The following is a 23336-nucleotide window of genomic DNA, read 5'->3' as shown; positions in this document are numbered from 1 at the left end:
CATCGTGTAACGGAGACTCATCATGAAACGCCTCACTGCTCTGGTCGCCGCCGCTATCATCGCCTCCACGGCGACCCAGGCCGGAGCCGTGGACCCCGACAAACCACTGACCGTGCCCGCCACTGTTACAATTGTCGCGTTCGACCAGCTCGAAGCCACAGCCCAGGCCCTGCACCCCGGTTCAACGCTGCTGGACACCGACCTGGACGAGGCTTACGGCAAGTATGTCTATGAAGTCGAACTGCAAGATGCCGACGGCATTGAATGGGAGGTCGAATTGGACGCGCTCACCGGGCAGGTTCTCAAGAATCATCAGGATACGTAATGAAGGTAAATTTACGCGCCGGCAGTCGAGTGGCGTTGGTGCTGGTGGTGTTCTGCTCAGGCTTGCAGGCCCGCGACCTCAACCAGGACGAAGCCTTGGCGCTGCGCCAGCAGGGTGTGATCCTGCCCCTGGAGCAACTGTTGCAGCAGGCCATGGCGCGGTATCCCGGCTCGCGCCTGCTGGAAGCCGAGCTTGAGAAAAAGCACGGCCAATATGCCTACGAAGTGGAACTGGTGACCACCGACGGCGTGGTGCGCGAGATCAAACTCGACGCCACCAACGGTGTACTGATCAAAGATGAGGAAGACTGATGCGCCTGCTCCTGGTGGAAGACAACGTACCCCTGGCCGATGAACTGCTGGCCGGCCTGCAGCGCCAGGGTTATGCCGTCGACTGGCTGGCCGACGGCCGTGACGCCGCGTATCAGGGCCGCAGCGAACCCTACGACCTGATCATCCTCGACCTCGGCCTGCCCGGTTTGCCCGGCCTTGAGGTGCTGGCGCAATGGCGCGCCGCTGCGCTGGCCACCCCGGTGTTGATCCTCACCGCCCGCGATTCCTGGGCCGAGCGTATCGAAGGGCTCAAGGCCGGTGCCGACGATTACCTGAGCAAACCCTTTCACCCCGAAGAGCTGCACCTGCGCATCCAGGCGCTGTTGCGCCGCTCCCACGGGCAGGCCAACCAACCCACCTTGCAGGCTGCCGGCCTGCACCTGGACGAAGGCCGCCAGTGCGTGCTGCGCGATGGCGACGAGATCCAGCTGACCGCCGCAGAATTTCGCCTGTTGCGCTACTTCATGCTGCACCCCGAACAGATCCTCTCGAAAAGCCACCTGGCCGAGCACCTGTACGACGGCGAGACCGAGCGCGACTCCAACGTGCTGGAAGTGCACGTCAACCACCTGCGCCGCAAACTCGGCCGCAGCGTGATCGAAACCCGGCGCGGCCAGGGTTACCGGTTTGGCGCCAGCCCTGCATGAAGTCGATTCAGCGCCGCCTGAGCCTGGGCCTGATCAGCGTGATGGTGATCGTCGGCGTGGTGCTGGCGCAAACCAGCCTGTGGTTGTTCGAGGCCGGTTTGCAACGCTACCTGGAAGCCGGGTTGCGCAACGATGCCGAGAACCTGCTGGTCGCCCTGGTACGCGGGCCCAACGGTGTGCAACTGGATGAGCAGCGCCTGTCGCCGGCCTACCAGCGGCCGTTTTCCGGGCATTACTTCCGTATCGATTTTGCCGACACTCACTGGCGTTCCCGTTCGCTGTGGGACCAGGAATTGCCCCGACTGCCGGAGGCCGGGCTCAAGGGCAACCTGCAATTGGGCCCCGAAGGCCAGCAATTGCTGGTCCTGCGTTCGGACTACAAACGCTTTGGCCAATCGATTTCCATCAGCGTGGCCCAGGACTACACGCCGGTGCGGGAAAGTTTTCGCCTGATGCGTCGGATCGGCCTGGTGTTGGGGCTGGCGGCACTGCTGCTGGTGTTGTTTTTGCAGCGAGTCACCGTACGTCGCGCCTTGCGCCCGCTGGAAAACGCGCGTAACCAGATCGCCCAACTGCAACAAGGCCAACGCTCGCAACTCGACACCCAGGTGCCGCTGGAACTGGAACCGCTGGTCGCCCAGATCAACCACCTGCTGGCCCACACCGAAGACAGCCTCAAGCGTTCGCGCAATGCCCTCGGCAACCTTGGGCATGCGCTGAAAACCCCGCTGGCGGTGCTGTTGAGCGCCGCCTCGAGCGAGGCGCTCAAGGATCACCCCGAACTGAGCAAACTGCTGCGCGAACAATTGGAGCAGGTGCAGCAACGCCTCAACCGTGAACTCAATCGCGCCCGGCTGGCCGGCGAAACCCTGCCGGGTGCCTTGTTCGACTGTGAACAAGAACTGCCCGGCCTGCTTGCCACCTTGAACATGATCCATGGCGAACACCTGGACCTCAGCTACCACGTCGCGCCGGGACTGCAATTGCCCTGGGACCGCGAGGATTTGCTGGAGCTGCTCGGCAACCTGCTGGACAACGCCTGCAAATGGGCGGATGCGGAGGTGCGCGTGAGCGTCAGCGAGACGCCGCACGCTTACCTGCTGGCGGTGGAAGATGACGGTCCCGGCATTCCCGAGGCCCAGCGTGACCAGGTCTTCAGCCGTGGTGCACGCCTGGACGAACAGATCGACGGCCATGGCCTGGGGTTGGGGATCGTGCGCGATATTGCCGAGGTCTGGGGCGGGGTGTTGCAGTTGCAGGACAGCGAACTGGGCGGGCTCAAGGCGCTGATCGAATTACCCAAGCGCCATGGCTGAGACACCGTAGATCAACATGTGGGAAGGGGCTTTCTGTGGCCCCCCCACATTAGACTTGTCTTCGACCCTCAGACGCGGAACTGGTCCATCAACCCCTGCTGCTGATTCGCCAGACTGTTCAACGCCTGGCTCACCCGCGCCGACTCATTGGCCTGTTCCGACAACGACTCGGTCACATCGCGAATGGTCGCCACATTGTGGTTGATCTCTTCGGCCACCGCGCTTTGCTCTTCGGCGGCGCTGGCGATTTGCAGGTTCATGTCGCTGATCACCGTGACCGCATCGCCGATCTGGCGCAGGGCGGTAACGGCCTCGCCGACCTGTTCGACACTGCCCTGGGCCTGGCGATAGCTGTTGCCCATGGAGCCGACGACCTCTTCGGTACCGCTTTGCAATTGCTCGATCACAAGGCGGGTTTCCTCCACCGACTCCTGGGTACGCCGTGCCAGGTTGCGTACCTCGTCGGCGACCACGGCAAACCCGCGGCCGGCCTCGCCGGCGCGGGCGGCTTCGATTGCCGCGTTGAGCGCCAGCAGGTTGGTTTGCTCGGCGATGCCGCGAATCACTTCGAGCACGGAGCCGATCTTCTCGCTGTTGGCGGACAGGCCTTCGACCTGGGCCATGGCGGTGCTCATATCGGCCGCCAGTTGGCCGATGTTGGTGGTGGTGCGGTCGATCACTGTCAGGCCATCGCGGGTGGCCTGGTCGGCATCCCGTGCGGCCTGGGCCGCCTGGGCGGCGCTGCGGGCCACGTCCTGGGCGGTGGCGCTCATTTCGTGGGAGGCGGTGGCCACCTGGTCGACCTGGCGGTACTGCTGCTCCATGCCGGCGCTGGTTTCCGTCGCAATCGCGGCGGACTGGTCGGCGGTGCCACGGGCGTCCTGCACCGAGCGTTTGACTTCGGCAATGATGGGTTGCAGCTTGTCGAGGAAACGGTTGAACCAGCCGGCGAGCTGGCCCAGTTCGTCCTGTTTGTCATACGCCAGGCGGCGGGTCAGGTCGCCTTCGCCGCTGGCGATGTCTTCAAGCATATGGGCCACGCCGAGGATTGGTCGGGTCACGCTGCGGGCCATCAGCCAGACCAGGATCAGGCCGATCACGGCGGCCAGCAGGCCCAGGCTCAATTCCAGCAGGGTGCCGCGGGTATTATCGGCGTCCATCTGGGTCTTCAGTGCTTCAGCCGGCCCCACCAGGACTTTTTCCGGCACATCCAGCAACACGCCCCATGGCTTGCCGTCGGGAATCGGCGCGAACGGCGCCAGCACCTTGAGTTGATGGTCGGTGCGCAGGCTGCGGGTCTGTGTCCCGCCGGCCAGGGCGCTGATCAATTGTGCGCCGTTTTGCATATCGACCTGATCCAGGCGTTTGCTCAACTGGCTGGCGTCCGCGCTGTAGCCGGCAAGCAAACCGGTGGGGCTGAGGATGCTGACCTGGGTCTGGCCGTCATACAGCTTCTGGCTGGCCTGCTGGCTCACGGCCTGCAGGCTGTTGAGGTTGATGTCCACCGACAGCGAAGCGATCACCTTGCCATTGACCGTCAACGGAAACACGATGCTGGTCATCAGCACGTTTTGCCCATCGATCACATAAAAGTACGGTTCGATCACACACGGCTTGAGGGTGCTGCGCGGGCAGGTGAACCAGGCGTTGGCCGGTTCGCCGCTGGGGCCGACGCGGGTGTCGGACATGTCGCTTTCCGGCAGTGCCATCGAGGTCAACGTGCCTGGTGTTGGCTGCGACCAGTACAGGGCGAAGCGGCCCTTGTCATTACTGCCCAGCTCCGCCTGGCCAGCGAACAACTCATCCTTGCCATCCAGCGCATTGGCTTCGAAGACCAGGGACAGCCCCAGCAGTTCCGGGTTGGCCTGCAGGGCGGCCTTGACCTGGCGGGTCAGGTCTTCGCGGGTGTCGAAGGCGTCGAGGAAGCGTTTTTCGGCTTGCTCACGCAGGAACAGGACCTGGCGGGAAAACCCGTGCCCATATTGATAGGCGTCCATGAATTGCCGGCGGATGCCCGCGGCCTGCACCTCACCTTGGGCCTCGATGCGAGCCTGGGCCGCTTCATCGAGCATCTGCATGCTGGAAGCCTTGACCTGCTCGGAACTCTGCGCCATGCGGTACAACGACAAACCCACCAGCAGGGTCACGATCCCCAGCAGGCACAGGCCGGCGAGCAGGGTGATTTTCCATTGAATGGAGAGCTGTCTGAGGGACATCGGCACATCCTTACCTGAAAACACATAGAGCCCGGTTATCGGCCGATCTGGAATTTTCTTTATTCAAACGATCAATTTAAACCTGAAAGCGGCGCCGCTTTTTGACATGGGGCGCGACCTGCTGCACAGTGCGCGCCCTCTAATAAGACCTCCTTCAAGCCTGCACGCCGGCTGCCATCCGATGGCCGCCCGGGCGCGGGCATGCCTGTTTTTATGTTTCTGCTTGAGGTAACCATGATTAACGCAGTCATCGCCGCGGTCGGCACCATGCTGGTGCTCAGCCTGTCCCGCGTGCATGTGGTCATCGCCATTATTGTCGGCGCCCTGGTGGGCGGCCTGACCGGTGGCCTGGGCATCGAGGCCACGCTCAAGGCGTTCAACGGTGGCTTGGGAGGGGGGGCGACCGTGGCCTTGTCCTACGCCTTGCTCGGCGCTTTCGCCGTGGCGATTGCCAAGTCCGGCCTGGCCCACGCCCTGGCGGACAAGGCCTTGCTGCTGGTCGACCGTCAGGAAGCCAGCGGCGGCAACCACGTCAAATGGTTGCTGATCGGCCTGCTGTGGGTGGTCGCGATTGCGTCGCAGAACATCCTGCCGATCCATATCGCGTTTATCCCGTTGCTGGTGCCACCGCTGCTGTATGTGCTGACCAAATTGCAGTTGGACCGCCGCCTGATCGCCTGTGTGATGACCTTCGGCCTGATCACGCCGTACATGTTCCTGCCGGTGGGCTTCGGCAATATCTTCCTCAACCAGATCCTGCTGGCCAACGTGGCCAAGAGCGGCGTGGACATCAGCCAGGTCAACGTCACCCACGCCATGAGCCTGCCGGCGCTGGGCATGGTGGTCGGGCTGCTGGTGGCGGTGTTTATCAGCTACCGCAAGAAGCGCGTGTATGACCTGGAGAAAATCGAACGGGTCGAGCAAGTGGCGGTGCAGTACAACCCGCTGACCCTGCTGGTGGCCGGCCTGGCGATTGCCTCGGCGTTCATCATCCAGTTGTGGCTGGACTCGATGATCATCGGTGCCCTGGCCGGGTTCCTGATCTTCTCGATCTCGGGCATCGTGCGCTGGCGCGACACCGACGAACTGTTTACCGAAGGCATGAAGATGATGGCGATGATCGGCTTCATCATGATCGCCTCGTCAGGCTTTGCCGAAGTGCTCAAGGCTACCGGCGACGTGCGTTCGCTGGTGGAAACCTCGGCGGCTTTCATCGGCCATAGCCGTGGGGTGGGGGCGTTGTTGATGTTGCTGGTGGGGCTGCTGGTGACCATGGGCATCGGCTCGTCGTTTTCCACGGTGCCGATCCTGGCGGCGATTTTCGTGCCGCTGTGTGTGCAACTGGGCTTCAGCCCGCTGGCTATCGTGTGCATCGTCGGTACCGCCGGGGCGCTGGGTGATGCCGGTTCGCCTGCCTCGGACTCCACCCTCGGCCCGACCTCCGGCCTGAATATCGACGGCCAGCATCACCATATCTGGGACACCGTGGTGCCGACGTTCCTGCACTACAACCTCCCATTGCTGGCGTTTGGCTGGTTGGCGGCGATGACGCTCTGATCTACAGATTCACCGGCTCTGGCCGATAACCTCTCAAGTCGCCCAATAAGAGAGAAAAGCCATGCGTCTGAGCCTGAAGGCCAAAGTCCTGTCCCTCGCCGTTGTGCCGGTGTTGCTGTTCGCCGTGGTCATCAGCCTGACCACCGTGTGGATCCTCCAGGGCCAGGCGCGCAATGAGGTGGATGAAACCCGCCAGCGCCTGCTCAACAACGCCAAGGCCACCCTGCAAAGTTATGTGGAAGTGGCCATGACCACCATCAAGCCGCTCTATGACGCGGCCGCCCCCGGCGATACGGCGGCGCGGGCCGAGGTGGTCAAGCTGCTGTCCAACACCAGCTATGGCAAGGACGGTTACTTCTTCGGCTACGACTCCGAGACCATCCGCCTGTTCAAAGGCAACAGCCCCGACGGCGTGGGCAAGAGCTTCAAGGACAACCGTGATCCCAACGGTGTCTACGTCAACCGCGACCTGGTCAAGGTCGGCAAGGACGGCACCCACTACCTGCAATACAGCTCGACCCAGCCCGGCCAGACCGAACTGGTGCCCAAGATGGGCTACACCGAATACCTGCCCAAGTGGGACATGGTCATCGGCACCTCGGTGAACCTGGATGGCATCGAAGCCCAGGTGGCGGTGGTCGAAGCCAAAGTGAAAACGCGCATGGAAGGCGTGCTGCTGAGCATCCTCGGCGTGGCCGTGGTGGTGTTGCTGGTGATCGCCGCTGCCGGCATGCTGCTGGCCAACACCATGCTGCGCCCGCTGCATCTGATGAAAGCCAACCTCGACGACATTGCTGCCGGTGAAGGCGATTTGACCCGCCGCCTGGCCATCACCAGCCAGGACGAGCTGGGCGACCTGGCTGGCGCGTTCAACCGCTTTGTCGACAAGATCCACGGCCTGGTGCGCCAGATCACCGAGATGACCACCCAACTCACCGGCCTGGTCAGCCAGGTGTCCGACCAGGCCCAGCGCTCGGAGCAGGCCATGGAACGCCAGCGTCACGAGACCGACCAGGTGGCCACCGCCATCAACCAGATGTCCTCCGCAGCGCAAGAAGTGGCGCGCAGTGCCCAAGGCGCTTCGGTGGCCGCGCAACAGACCGACGCCGAAGGCCAGGCCGCCAAGCGCGTGGTGGACGGCAGCATCGCGCAGATCCATGCGCTGGTGAATGACATCCGCAGCAGCGGTGTGTCCCTCGACAGCCTGCAGCAGGACGTGTCGTCGATTGTCAGCGTGCTCGGCGTGATCCGCTCGATTGCCGAACAAACCAACCTGCTGGCCCTCAACGCGGCGATCGAGGCCGCGCGGGCAGGGGAGGCCGGGCGCGGTTTTGCCGTGGTCGCCGACGAGGTGCGTGCCCTGGCCAGCCGCACGCAAACCAGCACCCAGGAAATCCAGGGCATGATCGACCGCCTGCAAAAAGGCACCGAGGCGGCCGTGGATGCCATGCGCCGCTCCAGCGATGCCGGCGACGGCACCTCGGCCAAGGCCAACGAAGCCGGGGCGTCCCTGGACACCATGGCCCAGTTGATCGGCACCATCAACTCGATGAACGCGCAGATTGCCAGCGCCGCCGAAGAACAGACCGCCGTCGCCGAAGAGATCAACCGCAGCGTGCATCAGATCGCCGTGGCGGTGGACAGCGTGGCCGATGAAACCCAGTTGGGCGCCCAGACCTCGCGCAGTCTGGCGGACCTGGGCCAACGCTTGGGCCAATTGGTCGGCCAGTTCAGGATCTGATCCTCATAGGTTGAGCATATGGTTATCCACCGTTAATACGAATATACCTATCACCGCCCCTCAGTGAGACTTGAGCCCCACTCACCACAGGGGCTCACCTCATGCCACTTCCCGACCCGCTTCAGCGCCTGGCTGAACTCGACACCAATACGGTCTCCGACGCACTGGATTTCCTGCAACTGCCGGGGGCAGTGGTGGGCATCCGCCCGTTGTGGGACTGCCCCAAGGTGGTGGGCCGGGCCAGCACGGTCAAGCTGGGGCCCAAGACTGACGCCGCGCCCGCCGTGCACCTGATTTCCCCGGTGATCGACGCGATCACCACCGATGATCGTGTGCTGGTGATCGCCGGTGGGCTGGAGGGTATCTCCTGCTGGGGCGACATCATCGCCAATGCCGCCGTGGCCAGGCGCATTCGTGGCTCGGTGATCGACGGTTGCAGTCGCGACATCGACGGCAGTGCGTCCATCGGCTACCCGGTCTATGGCCGTGGCGTGACCATGATCAGCGCGCGCAACCGGGTGGTGCAGGTCGATTCCGGCGTCACTGTCAGCGTGGGCGGTGTGAACGTGTCGGAGGACGACTTCGTGATTGCCGACCGCTGCGGCACGGTGTTCATCCCCGCTGCCGTTATCGAGCAGGTGTTGGACCTGGCGGAGCGCATCGCCGCCCGTGAAGCCGGCATGGTCGAGGCCGTGCGCAGCGGCCGCTCGGTGGCCGATGTGATGCACGACAGCCACTTCGAAGCCATCCGCGTGGAGCCTGCCCGATGAACGATCAACACCTTGTCGCCCTGTTTGCCGGGCTCGATACACCGAGCGTGTCGGATGCCATGGATAAACTCGGGATTGCCGGCCAATGCCTGGGCATCGCGCCGCTGGATAACTACCGGGGCATCGTGGTGGGCCCGGCGTTTACCGTGCAATACGTCCCGGCGAGCACGCCGCCGGGCTCGGTCGGTGACTTTATCGAAGACGTGCTGCCGGGGGATGTGGTGGTTATCGCCAACGCCGGGCGCAGCGATTGCACGGTGTGGGGCGACATCATGACCCAATACGCAGGCAGCCGGGGCATTGCCGCTACGGTGATCGACGGGGTGTGCCGGGATGTCAGCAAAGCCCTCGGCGACGGCTACCCGTTGTTCACCAAGGGCCGCTATATGCGCACCGGCAAGGACCGCGTGGAAGTGCTGGCGGTGAACCAGCCGGTGGCGATCAGCGGCGCGCGTGTGTGTGCAAGGGACATCGTGGTGGCCGACGCCAATGGCGTACTGGTGGTGCCGCGTGCCCGTGCCGAGGAAGTCGCGCGTACGGCCCGGCAGATCGAGGCGGTGGAAGCCCGGATCCGCGCGCAGATCGAGGCCGGCAGGACACTCAAGCAGGCGCGTGAGTCCCTGGGTTATCACACCTTGCAGAGGAAGGACGCATGACCATTGAACGCCTGAACACGCGCCTGGCCCAGGCCCGACCGTCTGCCACCTACCGCATCATCGACCGCGTGGCCGCACGCCGCGCCGAGGGCGCAAGCATCATCTCGTTGTGTGCCGGGGAGCCGGATTTCGACACCCCGGAACACATCCGCCAGGCAGGTATCGATGCGATCCGCAACGGCCATACGCGTTACACCCAGGTCGCCGGAGTGCGTGCATTGCGTGAAGCGGTGGCGCAGAAGTTTCGTCGCGAAAACGGCTTGGACGTCACTTGGCAGGACACCCTGGTCAGCAACGGCGGCAAGCATGTGATCTACAACGCCCTGGCCGCCACCTTGAATGCAGGCGACGAGGTGATCGTGCCCGCGCCGTATTGGGTCAGCTACCCGGAAATGGTCGAACTGTGCGGCGGCACCGCAAGGATTTTGCCGTGCGCCGCCCAGCAGGGGTTCAAGCTGACCGCGGCAGCCCTGGAGCAGGCGATCACCCCCCGCACGCGCTGGCTGATCCTCAACTCACCGTCCAACCCGACCGGCGCCGTGTACAGCCGGCTGGAGTTGCAGGCCTTGGCGCAGGTGCTGTTGAAACATCCTCATGTGCTGGTACTGGCGGACGATATCTACGAGCACTTGCTGTTCGGCGGGCAAACCTTCCACACCCTGGCGCACGTCGAACCGAGCCTGGCGCCACGGGTGCTGACCATGAATGGCGTGTCCAAGGCCTACGCCATGACCGGCTGGCGTATCGGCTTCGCCACCGGCCCGCGCTGGTTGCTGGCCGCCATGGAAAAACTCCAGGGCCAGCAGACGTCGGGGGCCAGTGCGATTTCCCAGCAGGCCGCGATTGCTGCATTGACCGGCCCGCAGGACTTTATCCAGCAGTCACGGGCGGTATTCGAGCAGCGCCGTGACCTGGTGGTGGCCTTGCTGAACGCCAGCCCGGGGCTGGAATGCATGAATCCGGACGGTGCGTTCTATGCCTTTGCGTCCTGCGCCGGTCTGCTGGGCCGCACCACGCCGGCCGGCAAGCGGCTGCACACCGACGAAGACGTGGCCGATGCCTTGCTCGACGAAGCCCACGTGGCCGTGGTGCCCGGCAGTGCGTTCGGGCTGGCGCCGTACCTGCGCATCGCCTACGCGTTGGACGACGCCTCGTTGCGCCAGGCCTGCGAGGCGATCCACCGGTTCTGTGCTGCGACCCGTTAGACGTCGCGCATCAGCAAACCGAAGCGCAGGTCGATCTCGGTCGGCAGGGGCACATACACCGTGTGCCCATCCCCCGGCGCCACATCGATGGCTTCGCCCTTGGCGTTGTGCAGGCTGGCCAGGTCAAAGTGGAAGTTGCCGGCGGGGGTCATCAGTTCCAGGTGATGACCCACGGCAAAGCGGTTCTTCACCTTGACCTCGGCCAACTCGCCGCGGCGCTCGCCGGTCAATTCGCCGACAAACTGCTGGCGCTCGGACACTGAGCTGCCGTTCTGGTAATTCTGGTATTCGTCGTGCACGTGGCGGCGCAGGAAACCTTCGGTGTAGCCGCGTTGGGCCAGGGATTCCAGGTCGGTCATCAAGTTGCGGTCAAACGCACGGCCGGCCACCGCATCATCGATTGCCTGGCGGTACACCTGGGTCGTGCGGGCGCAGTAGAAATGCGATTTGGTGCGGCCTTCGATCTTCAGCGAATGCACGCCCATGTGGGTCAGGCGCTCCACATGCTGCACGGCGCGCAGGTCCTTGGCGTTCATGATGTAGGTGCCGTGTTCATCCTCGAAGGCGGGCATCTGCTCGTCGGGGCGGTTGGCTTCCTGCAGGAGGAACACCTGGTCGGTGGGCGCGCCGATCCCCAGTGTGGGTTCCGGTTGATACACCTGGACTATATCGCCCGTGGCGTTTTCCACCGCCGGGGTGGCCTGGTATTTCCAGCGGCAGGCATTGGTGCAGGTGCCCTGGTTGGCATCACGTTTGTTCATGTAGCCCGAGAGCAGGCAGCGCCCGGAATAGGCCATGCACAAGGCACCGTGGACGAACACTTCCAGCTCCATGGCCGGCACCTGCTGGCGAATCTCGCCGATTTCTTCCAGGGACAGCTCCCGCGACAGGATCACCCGGCAAATCCCTTGCTGCTGCCAGAACTCCACGCTGGCCCAGTTCACCGTATTGGCCTGCACCGACAGATGGATCGGCATCATCGGGAAGTGCCGGCGCACCAGCATGATCAGGCCAGGGTCGGACATGATCAGCGCATCCGGGCCCATGGCGATCACCGGGGCGAGGTCCTTGAGGAAGGTCTTGAGCTTGGCATTGTGTGGCGCGATGTTCACCACCACGTAGAACCGCTTGCCCAGCGCGTGGGCTTCCTGGATGCCGAGCGCCAGGTTGGCGTGGTCGAACTCGTTGTTGCGCACCCGCAGGCTGTAGCGCGGCTGGCCGGCGTAGACCGCATCGGCGCCGTAGGCGAAGGCGTAGCGCATGTTTTTCAGGGTGCCGGCGGGGGCGAGCAGTTCGGGGGCAAGGACGAGAGGCATGGGGATCGGATCGCAAAAGACCGCGAGCGTAGCCCAACATGTGCCGGGCTTTATTGATCTGGGTCTACGCTTACCGCAACAAAGATGGCACTCCCGGGATTTGCGGTGGACTAAGCAGCTGGACGCACACGCGCGGCCTGCTTTTCTGACATGGATCGGACATGAATCAAACCAACCTGCAATTCAAGACCCTGCTGCTACTGCTGGCCCTGGTGACCGTCGCCTTTATCTGGATATTGCTGCCGTTCTACGGTGCAGTGTTCTGGGCGGTGATCCTCGGCATCATCTTTGCGCCGATGCAACGTCGCCTGCAGCAGCGCTTCGGCTGGAACCGCAACCTGACGTCCCTGGCCACCTTGATGGTGTGCCTGGTGATCGCGATCCTGCCGGTGATCATTACCAGCGCGTTGCTGGTGCAAGAGGGCGCCACGCTGTACAAAAACGTCGAGAGCGGCAAGCTGGACGTGGCCGGCTATATCGAGCAGTTCAAGAACTTCCTGCCGCCGTACTTCCAGCACCTGCTGGACCGCTTCGGCATGGGCAACCTGGAAGGGCTGCGCGAGAAGATCGTCAAGAGCGCCATGCAGGGCAGCCAGTTCTTTGCGACCCAGGCGTTCAGCTTCGGTCAGGGCACGTTTGATTTCCTGGTGAGTTTTTTCATCATGCTGTACCTGCTGTTTTTCCTGCTGCGCGACGGCCCGGAACTGGTGCGCAAGGTCCGCACGGCGGTGCCGCTGGCCGAGCCGCAGAAGCGTCGGTTGCAGCTCAAGTTCAATCGGGTGGTGCGCGCCACGGTCAAGGGCAATGTGCTGGTGGCCGTGACCCAGGGGGCGCTGGGTGGTTTGATCTTCTGGTTCCTGGACATTCCCAGTGCGTTGCTCTGGGCGGTGCTGATGGCGTTTCTATCACTGCTGCCGGCCGTGGGCGCGGGCATTGTGTGGGGGCCGGTGGCCGCCTACTTCCTGTTGAGCGGTTCGATCTGGCAGGGTGTGGTGCTGGGCCTGTTCGGCGTGTTTGTGATCGGCCTGGTGGACAACGTATTACGCCCGATCCTGGTGGGCAAGGACACCAAGATGCCGGACTACCTGATCCTGATCTCGACCCTGGGCGGCCTGTCGGTATTCGGCCTCAACGGGTTCGTGATCGGGCCGCTGGTGGCGGCGCTGTTCATGTCCAGCTGGGCGTTGTTTGTCGAGAGCAAGCCGCGGGTCAAGTTGCCGTTGCCTTGAGTCTCAGGCGTGCAGGCGGAAGTTCGAGGCTTGCTGCAGTTGTTTTTCGGCGGCAGACAGGGATGTGAGCGGGCCGCTGATGGCTTCGCCGTCGCGCACCACGTACCAGCAAGCCAATAAACCCAGCTCTCGAAGCGGGGCAGGGACGGCGCTGCCGATGACGGACATGATTTGAACAGTGGGCATAAGGACCTCCAATCGCTATGGAGGTCACCTTACGGGGCACAGGCGCTCAGGAAAAATCATCTGGCTCGATAGTCGACATCAACAAAAGGCCTCAGTCGACCACTTGATCGAGCATGCTCACCACTTCCTGCTCATTAAGCAGGCCTTTGTGCACCAGGTTTTCCGCCAGCAGCGCGAGGAACTTGGCGCTGCGGTGGCCTTCCAGGTGCTTGAGCTCCGTGAGGGCGCTGTAGACCTTGCTGGACGTACACAGGCCAGCGGTGCGGTGCGGATTTTGTGTGGGCATGGTCAGTCGTCCTTGTTGTTATGGAGTGGACAGGATTGATAGTGGGAGTGTGGCGTGACACAAACATGACAGCGTGAGCCCCGTTCGGGCAAGTAGACTTTCGACCTTAATCATGTGGGATTGCAGCCCGGTCATTGTCCTCAGAGCGACCTTGGCAGGATAAATCCGGACGTTACCCACAAGAAAAGGCCCCGCGGGTGGGCGAGGCCTGTTGCATAGCTGACGGTTGAGACTTACCAGCCGCGGCGGTAATAGCCGTGGGGCGGGCCATAGTAGCCACGCGGTGGGCCGTAGTAGACCGGCGCAGGGCGGTAATAGACCTCCTGCTGCACGTACACCGGTGGCGGTGGTGCGTAGTAGACGGGCGGCGGCGCGGCATACACCGGCTGCGGTTGCACGTAGACCGGCTGCTGCACATAGACCTCACGGGGCTGGCTGGCCACCACGGAGCCCACTACGGCGGCGCCGACCAGGGCACCCAAGACGGCTGGGCCACCCCATCCACCACCATGGGCGGAGGCTTGGCCTGCCATAGCGAGTGCACCTACCAGCAAGGCGATCTTGGGGATTGTACGAATCATGGTCATTCCTCGGTTAGCCCCTGCGCTTGTGGTCTGCAATCAATAGACTCAAGTAATGTCGCGGGGATACTTTTAAGACAACGTATTTCTGAAAAACAGCACGGCCGCTAGGTAAAGGTTGTGTAAGGTCTGTACCGATTTGCTTACTCAAAGGAGTTATCCATGCAGATGCACCCCAACAAGGACACCCAACTGTGCATGTCGCTGTCGGCCCGCCCTGGGAATTTTGGCTTGCGTTTTCATAACCACCTGTACGAACAGCTGGGGCTGAATTTCTACTATAAAGCCTTCAGCAGCCAGGATTTGCCCGGCGCGATAGGTGGTATCCGTGCGTTGGGCATCCGGGGTTGCGGGGTGTCCATGCCCTTCAAGGAGGCCGCCATTGCCTTAGTGGACGAACTGGACGATTCGGTTCAAGCCATCGACTCCCTGAATACCATCGTCAATACCAATGGCCATCTCAAGGCCTACAACACCGACTACATCGCCGTCGAACAATTGCTCAAGAAACACGCCGTGCCGCAGGATTCGACCTTCGCCCTGCGTGGCAGCGGCGGTATGGCCAAGGCCGTGGCGAGCGCCTTGCGGGATGGCGGTTACGCCAATGGTGTGATCGTGGCGCGTAACCAAGCGGCGGGCCGGGCGTTGGCGCACAACCTGGGGTATGAGTGGCAGGCGGAACTGGGCGATTTGCGCCCACAGATGCTGATCAACGTGACGCCCATCGGCATGACCGGCGGGGCCGAGGCGGATGCCCTGGCGTTCGAGGCGGATGCCGTGGATGCAGCGGACACTGTCTTCGATGTGGTGGCGATCCCCGCCGAAACACCATTGATCGTGCGTGGACGGGCCAAAGGCAAGCGGGTGATCACTGGGTTGGAGGTGATTGCGATCCAGGCGTTGGAGCAGTTTGTGCTTTATACCGGCGTGCGGCCTACGGATGAACAGTTCCAGGCAGCAGTAGCCTTCGCCCGCAACTGAAGGCTACTGCAGCTCTAAATGTGGGAGGGAGCAAGCCCCCTCCCACATGGTTGACCGTGTCAGGCCTGTTCCAGCTGCGCCAGCCGCTCTTCCAGAGCTGCAATTCGTGCTTCAAGCTCTTCGATACGATCCAGCGAGACTGCGCCGGCAGAGCGCTCCACCGGGCTTCCCCGCGCCGCGATAATCACCTCGATGTCCGCCGGATCCCCCAGCGCATGGGTATAGCGATCTTCCCGCTGCCCCGCCTGGCGCGGCACCAGCAGCGCCAGCCCACGGGCAATCAGGCGCTCCAGTTGGTGCACCACCTGCTCGGCATCCTCGAAGTCATGCATGCGTCCGCTGCGGGTCAGCAGTTCGTTCACCGTCTGCGGCCCACGCAAGAACATCAGCCCGGTCAGGATCACCTGGGCCGGTACCAGTTCCAGCGCCTTGTCCACGCGATGCTCCCAGCGGTCGGCACGGCTGCCCATCACCAGGCGCGTGAAGCCTTGGCCTTCCAACGCACGCAGACTCTGGCCAACCTGGCCCTGGCTCAGGTTCATCACCGGCTCGCGGCTGGTCTTCTGGTTGCAGGCCAGGACCAGGGCGTTGAGGGTCAGGGGATAGGTTTCCGGGTTGGTCGCCTGTTTTTCGATCAGGCAACCCAGGACGCGAATTTCCGTGCTGTTCAGGCGCGGCTCAGGGGTGTCGGTGTCGTGCTCGGCGGTCATCGCGCTTTCCCTATGCTGTGAATGGGTGCGCTCTCAATTAGTTTCCTCAGCGCGGCGAGGAAACTAATTGAGAACGCCCCCGCCTAGCCTAAGCCGGAAAAAATAAAAGACAAGCGCCTGGCGTGTCTATAATCGCCGCTGGTTCCAACCCTGCCATTACCCATGAGACTGCCATGACTATTTCCCTGTACGCCGCCTCCATCCCGGTCTTCAAGCAAATGCTCAGCGCCCTGAGCGATGTGCTGAACAAAGCCGAAGCCCACGCCACCGCCAGGAACATCGAACCCAACGCCTTGCTGCAAGCACGCCTGTTCCCGGACATGTTCCAACTGGTGCGCCAGGTGCAGATCGCCGTCGACTTCGCCAAGGGCGTTTCCGCACGCCTGGCTGAGATCGAAGTACCGAAATACGAAGATACCGAAGTCACCTTCGCCGATCTGCAAGCGCTGATCGCCAAGGTGCTGGCGTTTGTCGACACCATCAAGCCCGAGCAAGTCGACGGCAAGGAAGGCATCGAGATCATCACCCGCCCAGGCACACCGAAAGAGAAGCGCTTCAGCGGCCAGTCCTACCTGCTGACCTACGGCCTGCCGCAATTCTTCTTCCACGTCACCACCGCATACGCCTTGCTGCGTCACAACGGTGTGGAAGTGGGCAAGCGTGACTACATGGGCGCTTTCTAAGCCCAGGCATCGGAAAAACGCCCGGAGCCGTTCTTTGCCGAATGGCCCTGGGCGTTTTTTATTCCATCCCGGTGTGGACAAACACCCCCGCAATTTTCTCCGGCAGCGGGGTAGACGAGATCAGCACAAGCCGTTGGCCTGCGCGAGTCATCGCCATATACAGCTTGCGAGCATTCTGTTCCAGCTCGTCCGCCGTGATGCCAACCTTCTGCTCGATAATCCTGAGCAATTTTTCCAGCCCAACCAGAAACACTACGTTGGCTTCCAGTCCGGTTGCACTTTCAACTGTCGCGATTCGCAGCGTTTCATCATGACCGGGTACGACGTCTGGATCATTCATGTCCCAGATTCGCTCGGTGCCGAAACTCTTCTTCAGGGTTTTCATTAACAACGCTTTGTCTATGCCCTTGCCATACAGCAGCAACATTGCCGACAACGGTAATTCATAGCTGTTCCGATGCGCTCCAATTTCATTGCAGGCCTGGACCACGGCATCCTGTGGAGAGGGCGACAGAACAAACAGCGGCGGTGTACCTGCTTCCATACCGTCGAAGTCTGGTTGCAGATACTCGTCCGGATCGGTCTGCGTAATATCGGCCAGCATCTGGCTGGCAGCGCTTAGTATGGCCTGGGTGGTGCGATACGATTTGCGCAGCTTTTTGGTCTTGCCCGCCACATCCAGGCCGACTCGTTTCCAGCTAAGGCGGCTCTTCAGAAAGCCCTGATTCGGATCAGCGCATAAAAACAGCGTTCCCTCGGTTTTTTCCAGGGTGAGTTTGATCAGTTGGAACCACGATGGTGCGAAGAACTGTGCCTCGTCCACCAGAATGTGCTGATAGGCTTCCAGCGTGTCTGGGCGATTGGCCAGGCACAGATCACGGGGCAGAGAGCTCCATAAACGCAGCCCATGCTGATTGAACAGGGCTTTGGTCACCCGTTCGTACAGCGCCCAGACCTGTTGTCGCTCCTCTTTGCGCAGCGCAAAGCCCTGGCCTGCCCGTTCTGCCTTGAGATAATCAGGCTCGTCGATGACGACGTTGTCGTTTATAAAGTTGAACTCATCAAGCAACTGGTTGTTGTCCGGTTTCAGTTCCCGGTATTCGGTGTCGCGAAAATGCTGAATAAGGCCTATGGCTTCGGTAGTGAACTTAGGCATCTTCAGTGTTTCTTTAAACAGCGCCCTCCATTGCCTTGAGATCCAGCCCAGCGCCGTCATGATGGTGAGGTTCTTGGGGATTTCCCCATAGACGCGCTGCAGGCGGTGTTTCAGATCTTTCACGACAGGAACGTTGTGAATCAGCATGAGAACCTGCTGGTCAGGGAATTTCCTGGCCAGGATATAGGCGCGACTGGCAGCAATAAGCGTTTTGCCGCTGCCCGCTACACCATTGATCAGCCGCACGGAAAAATCCCCCGCCATTTCCGTTTGCTCATCCGGAAGGTCCAGGTCGAGCTTGCTGGCCCACTCTTGCTGAGGGTCCAGAAAGTAGCGCAGCGTGCGGGCACTGTTGTCGCGCGAAAACTGACGGCGTGTTGAGCGGAGCCCGGCTATTTCTGCCTCGGAAAAGTAACGGCCCATAAGGGTCTGCCGGGTTTCCGAAGACAGTGCCTTGAGCAGCTTGGGCAGTTGTTCTGCACCGGACTCAAGGAACGTCTTTTTCGACATCAGCCAGATTCCCCGACCTTCGCAATGCCGTGACCAGAGGATTTTACTTTGCTCGGAGTCGCAGCCCCACATCACCACCATCTTGCGCATGGTCGGGATACCGGCCTGGGTTTCGAATGTTTCCAGTTTCTCCAGCATCTGGCTGAACGCTGTCTGCTCTGCGGTCAAAAACAGCTGGTCCGGGTCCAGCGTATCGTACGGCAACTCGCACACCATCAGCGCCAGCCACTCAAGCTCACCGCGCTGCAGGAAAAAATCCGGTGCCCAGCTGTCTTGGGTCAGGCATTTGCGGACGACGTAGTCATCCTCAAGCTTCTTGAGTACCCGCTTGCACTGTTGCTGGGAGCCGCTGCTGCGCTGCCATTCGGGTATGAAAAGAGTCATAGCGGGACATTTACCTTATGGCATTGGCTGATCAACTGGCGGTATTGCTCAGCCCAGGCCTGTGCGGTTTCGCTGGAACAGATGATCCCGTGCCGCAGCTCCGGCCCGATGATGATCAGCTTGGTCATCGCGCGCGTGATGGAAACGTTCAGGCGCTCAGGCTGAAAGAAAAATGTCCCGATTGCACTGATAAACGCTTCGTCGCCACTGCACAGGGACAGGATCACCAACTCCCGCTCCTGACCCTGCATACGCTCGACAGTATCCGCGACGATTGTACTGGCGGCCTCGCTGCCGAACTGTTTGGCCAGCGCCTTGCGAATGGCTCGACCCTGAGCACGGTAGGGCGTCACGATCCCGATTTCATGGAGTGGCAGCCCCATGTCGTGCGCTTGCCGGCACAACTGGACGACGCATCTGGCGTCTGCTGGGTTGCGGTTCCGCGCTTTTGCGTCCTGCGTCGGGATGAACACCGCGCAGGTTTGCGGATCAAGCGCTTCGCTGACATCTGCCTGATGAACGGGCGACAGGAGACGGTCCTTGTTTCGCCCGGCGGCGCGTAATCGCCCGCCGTAATACATTTGGCTGGGCCACTGGGTCAGCCAGCGATTCATCCGGTAGGTTTCTTCAAGCATTACCGTGTGATCGGCATCCTGAGCCGTCAGGCGGGCGAACACAGACATGGATTCTTTTGACAGAACCGAGCGAGAAAGCAGTACGGGGGGAAGTTGTTTCTGGTCGCCGATAAAAATAAAGCGTTTGCCCTTGCGCATCGCCATCAGGGCGAGAGGTACGGTGATCTGACTGGCCTCGTCGAAGATCACCGTGTCGAAATTGTAATTGGACAACGAGGAACACGTTGCAAAAGGCGTGGCGCCAATCACATAACCTAGACCTGCCTCTGGCATCCCTTCCCACCTGGCCGGTTCGGCTGCCCAATCCACGCGTTTGTCGAGGTCTTCTCGGCGGCCACCGATCTTGACGGTCGGCACATCGCGCGCAGCAATCTTACTCAGGGCGTTGTTGATGGCCATGTGTGTATGCGAAGTGACGAACACCCGTTCGCCGCGCTCGACCAGCAACTGAGCGATCAGGGCCAGGGCTCTGGTCTTGCCGGTACCGGGTGGACCTTGAATGCAGGCGACCTGTTCAGCACCGAAGGCAAAACCCACGGCCTCGGCTTGTTTCTGGTTGCAGCCCTCTTTGAGCGCGATCTGCTCGGCGTACTCGAGGTCTGCGTCATGGAAGCCGATATTGGGAGCATCGCCAAGCAAAGGAAGAATCGCGTTGTTACCGTGTACGTCGCTCTCAATATCCTGCAAGGTTTGAAGATATTTCGGCGTCAGGTCCATGCCATCAGGGTCCGCGTAGCAAACACCTTCCTGATAGCTCTCCCAAATGAGCATTGCCTGATCCGAACTGAGAAGCCAGCGATCATCCTCTTCCTTTTCGAACTTCATGGCCTGGCATAGCAGCGGGCCTTGGGCATCGCCCAGATGCAGACGCAACAAGTCACCTGCACGAAAGCGCGATTCGTTGTCGTCGAGGTAGGCCCACAGTAATTTGGCTGTATCGCCTCGTTCGAGTCGAACGAAGCCCTGTGTCCAGCCCTGCAGCAACTTGTCCTTCAAGGGACGTTCCCATACCTCTTGAAGTTTTTGCCAGTTGGCGGCCTGTTCGGCGTATACGAAGTCGTACAGTTTTTGAATCAGGGGGTGCTGTCCGAGCATGGCGGTGAACAATCCTTATCGACCGAGGCATCTGTTGGCAGTGTTACATAATGTTTGTCGTGGTTGCGAGCCAGCACGTGGCACGGAAAACCCGATCAGCCCATACAAAAAAAGCCCGGCGCCATTCTTCATTGAAGAACGGCGCCGGGCTTTTTTTCTTACGCTGGCTGTTTTAAACCGACTGCTCTTCCTTGCCCAGGCACGCTGCCGCGGTAAACAGCACATCGGTGGACGAATTGAGTGCAGTTTCCGCCGAATCCTGCAGCACACCGATGATGAAGCCTACGGCCACCACCTGCATGGCGATTTCGCTGGGGATACCGAACAGGCTGCATGCCAGGGGAATCAGCAGCAGCGAGCCGCCGGCCACACCCGACGCGCCGCAGGCACAGATCGCCGCGACCACGCTGAGCAGCACGGCGGTCGGCAGGTCCACGGCAATGCCGAGGGTGTGCACGGCCGCCAGGGTCAACACGGTGATGGTGATCGCAGCGCCGGCCATGTTGATCGTAGCGCCCAGTGGAATCGACACCGAGTAGGTGTCTTCATGCAGGCCCAGGCGTTTGCTCAAGGCCAGGTTCACCGGGATATTTGCCGCCGAACTGCGGGTGAAAAACGCGGTGATGCCGCTTTCGCGCAGGCACATCAGCACCAGCGGGAACGGGTTGCGGCGCAGTTTCCAGAACACGATGGCCGGGTTGACCACCAGCGCCACGAACAGCATGCAACCGATCAGTACCACCAGCAGGTGGGCGTAGCCGAGCAGGGCGCCGAAGCCCGAAGTGGCGAGTGTCGAAGCCACCAGGCCGAAGATACCCAGCGGGGCGAAGCGGATCACCACGCGCACGATCAGGGTCACACCGTTGGACAGGTCGTCGAGCACCGTGCGGGTGGTCTCGCCGGCATGGCGAATGGCAATGCCCATGCCGATGGCCCAGGCCAGGATGCCGATGAAGTTGGCGTTCATCAGCGCGCTGATGGGGTTGTCCACCACGCTCAACAGCAGGCTTTGCAAGACCTCGCCAATGCCGCCGGGAGCGCTCACGGTGGCGTCATGGGTAGCGAGCACCAGCGATGAGGGAAACCACATGCTGGCAATCACCGCCACCACGGCAGCGGCAAAGGTGCCCAGCAGGTACAGGAACAGGATCGGCTTGATATGGGTTTCCTGGCCGTGTTTATGGTTGGCGATCGACGCCATTACCAGCACAAACACCAGGATCGGCGCCACGGCCTTGAGCGCGGCAACAAATACCTTGCCGATAAACCCTGTGGCCTTGGCCGCCTCCGGCAAGAGCAGGGCCAGCAGGATGCCGGCGATCAAGCCGATGACGATTTGCGTGACCAGGCTGATGCGGGTCAGGCGTTGGAAAAGGGAAGGGGCAGCAGTCATATAAAGGTTGTCTCTAGTTTTTTTAAGGGCGCGGCAATGCAGGCAGAAAGGTCTGTAGGAAGCAGGTCGCGAAGTCTAGCATGCCGCTGGACCTGCCCCGGCCGCTGCGGCATTGGGTCACCGGGGCTTCGCAAAAGCCGGACATACTCTGTTAAGATTCTCCCCTCTCCCCTCTCCCCTCTCCCCTCTCCCCTCTCCCCTCTCACCTTTCCTCTCCGTCAGCGGGCCCTTCGGGCTGTCGTTGATGTCGTCGTTTCTGGAGTTTTCATGCTGTTTCCCATCCTGCTGCTGTCGGCCGCCGGTTTTACCGTGCTGACCACAGAATTCGTTATCGTCGGCCTGTTGCCGTCCATCGCCCGGGACCTCAACGTCAGCGTGTCCCAGGCCGGCCTGCTGGTGACCTTGTTTGCCTTTACCGTGGCGGCCTTTGGTCCGTTTCTGACCGCGTACTGCGCCCGTTTCCCCCGCAAGCGTCTGTTTATCAGCATCCTGCTCCTGTTCGGCGTGGCCAATACCGTGGCCGCATTGGCGCCGAATATCTGGGTGATGGCGTTGGCGCGCTTGATCCCGGCCCTGGGTCTGCCGGTGTTCTGGGCCCTGGCCAGTGAAACCGCGGTGGATATCGTCGGCCCCGAATACGCCGGGCGCGCCATCGAAAAGATCGGCTTCGGCATCGTCTGCGCCACGGTGTTCGGGATTCCAGTGGGCACGTTGATTTCCGATATGTTCGGCTGGCGCGCCGCGTTTGCGATCCTCGCCGTGGTCGCGCTGGCCAAGGCCTTGCTGCTGTTTATCTACCTGCCGGTGACCCAACCGAAGAACGACCAGGTGTCGTTGCGCTCGCAGTTCAAGATCCTGCGCAACCCGCTGATGCAAGGCCATATCCTGTTGTCGGTCCTGGTGTTCAGCGGCATGTTCACGGCGTATACCTACCTGGCGGACATCCTTGAGCGCCTGGCCGGTTTCGACGGCACGCTGGTGGGCTGGTGCCTGATGGGCTTCGGTGCGGTCGGGCTGATCGGCAACTCCCTGGGCGGGCGTGCGGTGGACCGTCACCCGCTGATCGCTTCCATGGTGTTCTGCGGTTTCATGATCGCCGGCATGGTCGCGCTGGTACCGGCGATCCACTCCACGGTCGGCCTGGCGGCGGCGATGGCGGTGTGGGGCGTGACCCAGGCGGCGCTGTTCCTGGTCAGCCATGTGCGGCTGATGAAGGCCGCACCCCATGCGCCGGCGTTTGCGGCGTCGTTGAATATCGCCGGGGCCAACCTGGGGATCGGCCTCGGGGCGATGGTCGGCGGGCATGTGATCGACACCCTCGGCCTCGGCAGCCTGGGTTTTGCCGCTTCCGGGTTTATCCTGGTGTCGATGCTGCTGGCGCTGTGGCTGATGACCGCCAGGCAAGCGGTCGCGTCCAACGCCTGAA

General features: G+C 61.8%; 22 protein-coding genes and 2 pseudogenes. 14 read left to right on the top strand and 10 right to left on the bottom strand.

Going from position 1 to position 23336, the window contains the following annotated elements:
- Window positions 1-22: 22 nt before the first annotated feature.
- The 4 genes from BM416_RS24500 to BM416_RS24485 are packed head-to-tail and all read left to right on the top strand — an operon-like array spanning window position 23 to window position 2620.
- On the top strand, window positions 23-325 hold the full coding sequence (locus BM416_RS24500; RefSeq protein ID WP_027603139.1) for a PepSY domain-containing protein: 303 nt from the start codon (window positions 23-25) through the stop codon (window positions 323-325).
- Window positions 325-636 (top strand): PepSY domain-containing protein, encoded by a 312-nt coding sequence (locus tag BM416_RS24495; RefSeq protein WP_027603140.1) that lies wholly within the window; start codon window positions 325-327, stop codon window positions 634-636. Before BM416_RS24500 ends, BM416_RS24495 begins: the two co-directional genes overlap by 1 nt.
- A complete protein-coding gene (locus tag BM416_RS24490) occupies window positions 636-1304 on the top strand; it encodes a response regulator transcription factor (RefSeq protein WP_027603141.1) in 669 nt (222 codons plus the stop codon). The genes BM416_RS24495 and BM416_RS24490 overlap by 1 nt, the downstream gene beginning before the upstream one ends.
- Window positions 1301-2620: a sensor histidine kinase gene (locus BM416_RS24485; protein ID WP_092489753.1), complete on the top strand. Its 1320-nt coding sequence runs from the start codon at window positions 1301-1303 to the stop codon at window positions 2618-2620. Before BM416_RS24490 ends, BM416_RS24485 begins: the two co-directional genes overlap by 4 nt.
- 68 nt (window positions 2621-2688) lie before the next feature.
- On the opposite strand, the gene BM416_RS31285 is transcribed toward BM416_RS24485, so the two are convergent.
- Window positions 2689-3444 (bottom strand): methyl-accepting chemotaxis protein, encoded by a 756-nt coding sequence (locus BM416_RS31285; protein WP_370671270.1) that lies wholly within the window; start codon window positions 3442-3444, stop codon window positions 2689-2691.
- Window positions 3445-3546: 102 nt separating this feature from the next.
- A pseudogene (locus BM416_RS31280) lies at window positions 3547-3693 on the bottom strand (HAMP domain-containing protein); the annotation flags it as partial.
- 1380 nt (window positions 3694-5073) lie between these two features.
- Between BM416_RS31280 and BM416_RS24475 the strand changes: the two are divergent.
- From BM416_RS24475 to BM416_RS24455, 6 genes and pseudogenes are all read left to right on the top strand, one after another.
- Window positions 5074-6393 (top strand): Na+/H+ antiporter family protein, encoded by a 1320-nt coding sequence (locus BM416_RS24475; RefSeq protein WP_175539096.1) that lies wholly within the window; start codon window positions 5074-5076, stop codon window positions 6391-6393.
- A gap of 61 nt (window positions 6394-6454) precedes the next feature.
- Window positions 6455-7276, top strand: a pseudogene (locus BM416_RS31275) (cache domain-containing protein); the annotation flags it as partial.
- 36 nt (window positions 7277-7312) lie between these two features.
- Window positions 7313-8134 carry a methyl-accepting chemotaxis protein gene (locus tag BM416_RS31270; protein ID WP_371856068.1) on the top strand — a complete coding sequence of 274 codons (822 nt, stop codon included), beginning with the start codon at window positions 7313-7315 and terminating at the stop codon, window positions 8132-8134.
- Between the two features lie 101 nt (window positions 8135-8235).
- Window positions 8236-8904 (top strand): RraA family protein, encoded by a 669-nt coding sequence (locus BM416_RS24465; RefSeq protein WP_092489749.1) that lies wholly within the window; start codon window positions 8236-8238, stop codon window positions 8902-8904.
- Window positions 8901-9560 carry an RraA family protein gene (locus BM416_RS24460; RefSeq protein ID WP_092489748.1) on the top strand — a complete coding sequence of 220 codons (660 nt, stop codon included), beginning with the start codon at window positions 8901-8903 and terminating at the stop codon, window positions 9558-9560. The genes BM416_RS24465 and BM416_RS24460 overlap by 4 nt, the downstream gene beginning before the upstream one ends.
- The gene (locus BM416_RS24455) at window positions 9557-10765 is read left to right on the top strand and encodes a pyridoxal phosphate-dependent aminotransferase (protein WP_092489747.1); all 1209 of its coding nucleotides are present in this window, start codon (window positions 9557-9559) and stop codon (window positions 10763-10765) included. The genes BM416_RS24460 and BM416_RS24455 overlap by 4 nt, the downstream gene beginning before the upstream one ends.
- Here the strand turns inward: BM416_RS24455 and yegQ are convergent.
- Window positions 10762-12081, bottom strand: coding sequence for a prephenate-dependent tRNA uridine(34) hydroxylase TrhP (gene yegQ / locus BM416_RS24450; RefSeq protein WP_092489746.1), 1320 nt, complete (start codon window positions 12079-12081; stop codon window positions 10762-10764). The genes BM416_RS24455 and yegQ overlap by 4 nt on opposite strands.
- Before the next feature lie 161 nt (window positions 12082-12242).
- Here yegQ and BM416_RS24445 point away from each other — a divergent pair, with 161 nt between their 5' ends.
- A complete protein-coding gene (locus BM416_RS24445) occupies window positions 12243-13310 on the top strand; it encodes an AI-2E family transporter (protein ID WP_027603150.1) in 1068 nt (355 codons plus the stop codon).
- A gap of 3 nt (window positions 13311-13313) precedes the next feature.
- Here the strand turns inward: BM416_RS24445 and BM416_RS24440 are convergent, their stop codons facing one another.
- From BM416_RS24440 to BM416_RS24430, 3 genes are all read right to left on the bottom strand, one after another.
- The gene (locus tag BM416_RS24440; RefSeq protein ID WP_065939365.1) at window positions 13314-13496 is read right to left on the bottom strand and encodes a hypothetical protein; all 183 of its coding nucleotides are present in this window, start codon (window positions 13494-13496) and stop codon (window positions 13314-13316) included.
- Window positions 13497-13587: 91 nt separating this feature from the next.
- Window positions 13588-13782, bottom strand: a complete 195-nt coding sequence (locus BM416_RS24435) for a hypothetical protein (RefSeq protein WP_027603152.1) — start codon at window positions 13780-13782, stop codon at window positions 13588-13590.
- Window positions 13783-14015: 233 nt separating this feature from the next.
- Window positions 14016-14369, bottom strand: a complete 354-nt coding sequence (locus BM416_RS24430; protein WP_027603153.1) for a hypothetical protein — start codon at window positions 14367-14369, stop codon at window positions 14016-14018.
- Window positions 14370-14525: 156 nt separating this feature from the next.
- Between BM416_RS24430 and BM416_RS24425 the strand changes: the two genes are divergently transcribed.
- The gene (locus tag BM416_RS24425; protein WP_092489745.1) at window positions 14526-15344 is read left to right on the top strand and encodes a shikimate 5-dehydrogenase; all 819 of its coding nucleotides are present in this window, start codon (window positions 14526-14528) and stop codon (window positions 15342-15344) included.
- A gap of 59 nt (window positions 15345-15403) precedes the next feature.
- Here BM416_RS24425 and BM416_RS24420 read toward each other — a convergent pair whose 3' ends face one another.
- Window positions 15404-16054 (bottom strand): YceH family protein, encoded by a 651-nt coding sequence (locus BM416_RS24420; protein WP_027603155.1) that lies wholly within the window; start codon window positions 16052-16054, stop codon window positions 15404-15406.
- 173 nt (window positions 16055-16227) lie between these two features.
- On the opposite strand from BM416_RS24420, the gene BM416_RS24415 reads away from it, so the two are divergent.
- Window positions 16228-16737: a DUF1993 domain-containing protein gene (locus tag BM416_RS24415; RefSeq protein WP_027603156.1), complete on the top strand. Its 510-nt coding sequence runs from the start codon at window positions 16228-16230 to the stop codon at window positions 16735-16737.
- Window positions 16738-16795: 58 nt separating this feature from the next.
- Here the strand turns inward: BM416_RS24415 and BM416_RS24410 are convergent, their stop codons facing one another.
- From BM416_RS24410 to sstT, 3 genes are all read right to left on the bottom strand, one after another.
- Window positions 16796-18787 carry a 3'-5' exonuclease gene (locus BM416_RS24410; RefSeq protein ID WP_092489744.1) on the bottom strand — a complete coding sequence of 664 codons (1992 nt, stop codon included), beginning with the start codon at window positions 18785-18787 and terminating at the stop codon, window positions 16796-16798.
- Window positions 18784-20517 (bottom strand): DEAD/DEAH box helicase, encoded by a 1734-nt coding sequence (locus BM416_RS24405; protein ID WP_092489743.1) that lies wholly within the window; start codon window positions 20515-20517, stop codon window positions 18784-18786. The genes BM416_RS24410 and BM416_RS24405 overlap by 4 nt, the downstream gene beginning before the upstream one ends.
- A gap of 172 nt (window positions 20518-20689) precedes the next feature.
- Window positions 20690-21910, bottom strand: a complete 1221-nt coding sequence (sstT, locus tag BM416_RS24400; RefSeq protein WP_092489742.1) for a serine/threonine transporter SstT — start codon at window positions 21908-21910, stop codon at window positions 20690-20692.
- Window positions 21911-22177: 267 nt separating this feature from the next.
- Between sstT and BM416_RS24395 the strand changes: the two genes are divergently transcribed.
- Window positions 22178-23335, top strand: a complete 1158-nt coding sequence (locus tag BM416_RS24395) for an MFS transporter (RefSeq protein WP_092489741.1) — start codon at window positions 22178-22180, stop codon at window positions 23333-23335.
- Window position 23336: the final 1 nt, after the last annotated feature.

The sequence above is a fragment of the Pseudomonas sp. NFACC42-2 genome, assembly GCF_900116055.1.
GTDB lineage: Bacteria > Pseudomonadota > Gammaproteobacteria > Pseudomonadales > Pseudomonadaceae > Aquipseudomonas > Aquipseudomonas marginalis.
Note: the sequence above shows the minus strand (reverse complement) of the source record. Positions and strands in the feature narration are given on the sequence as shown.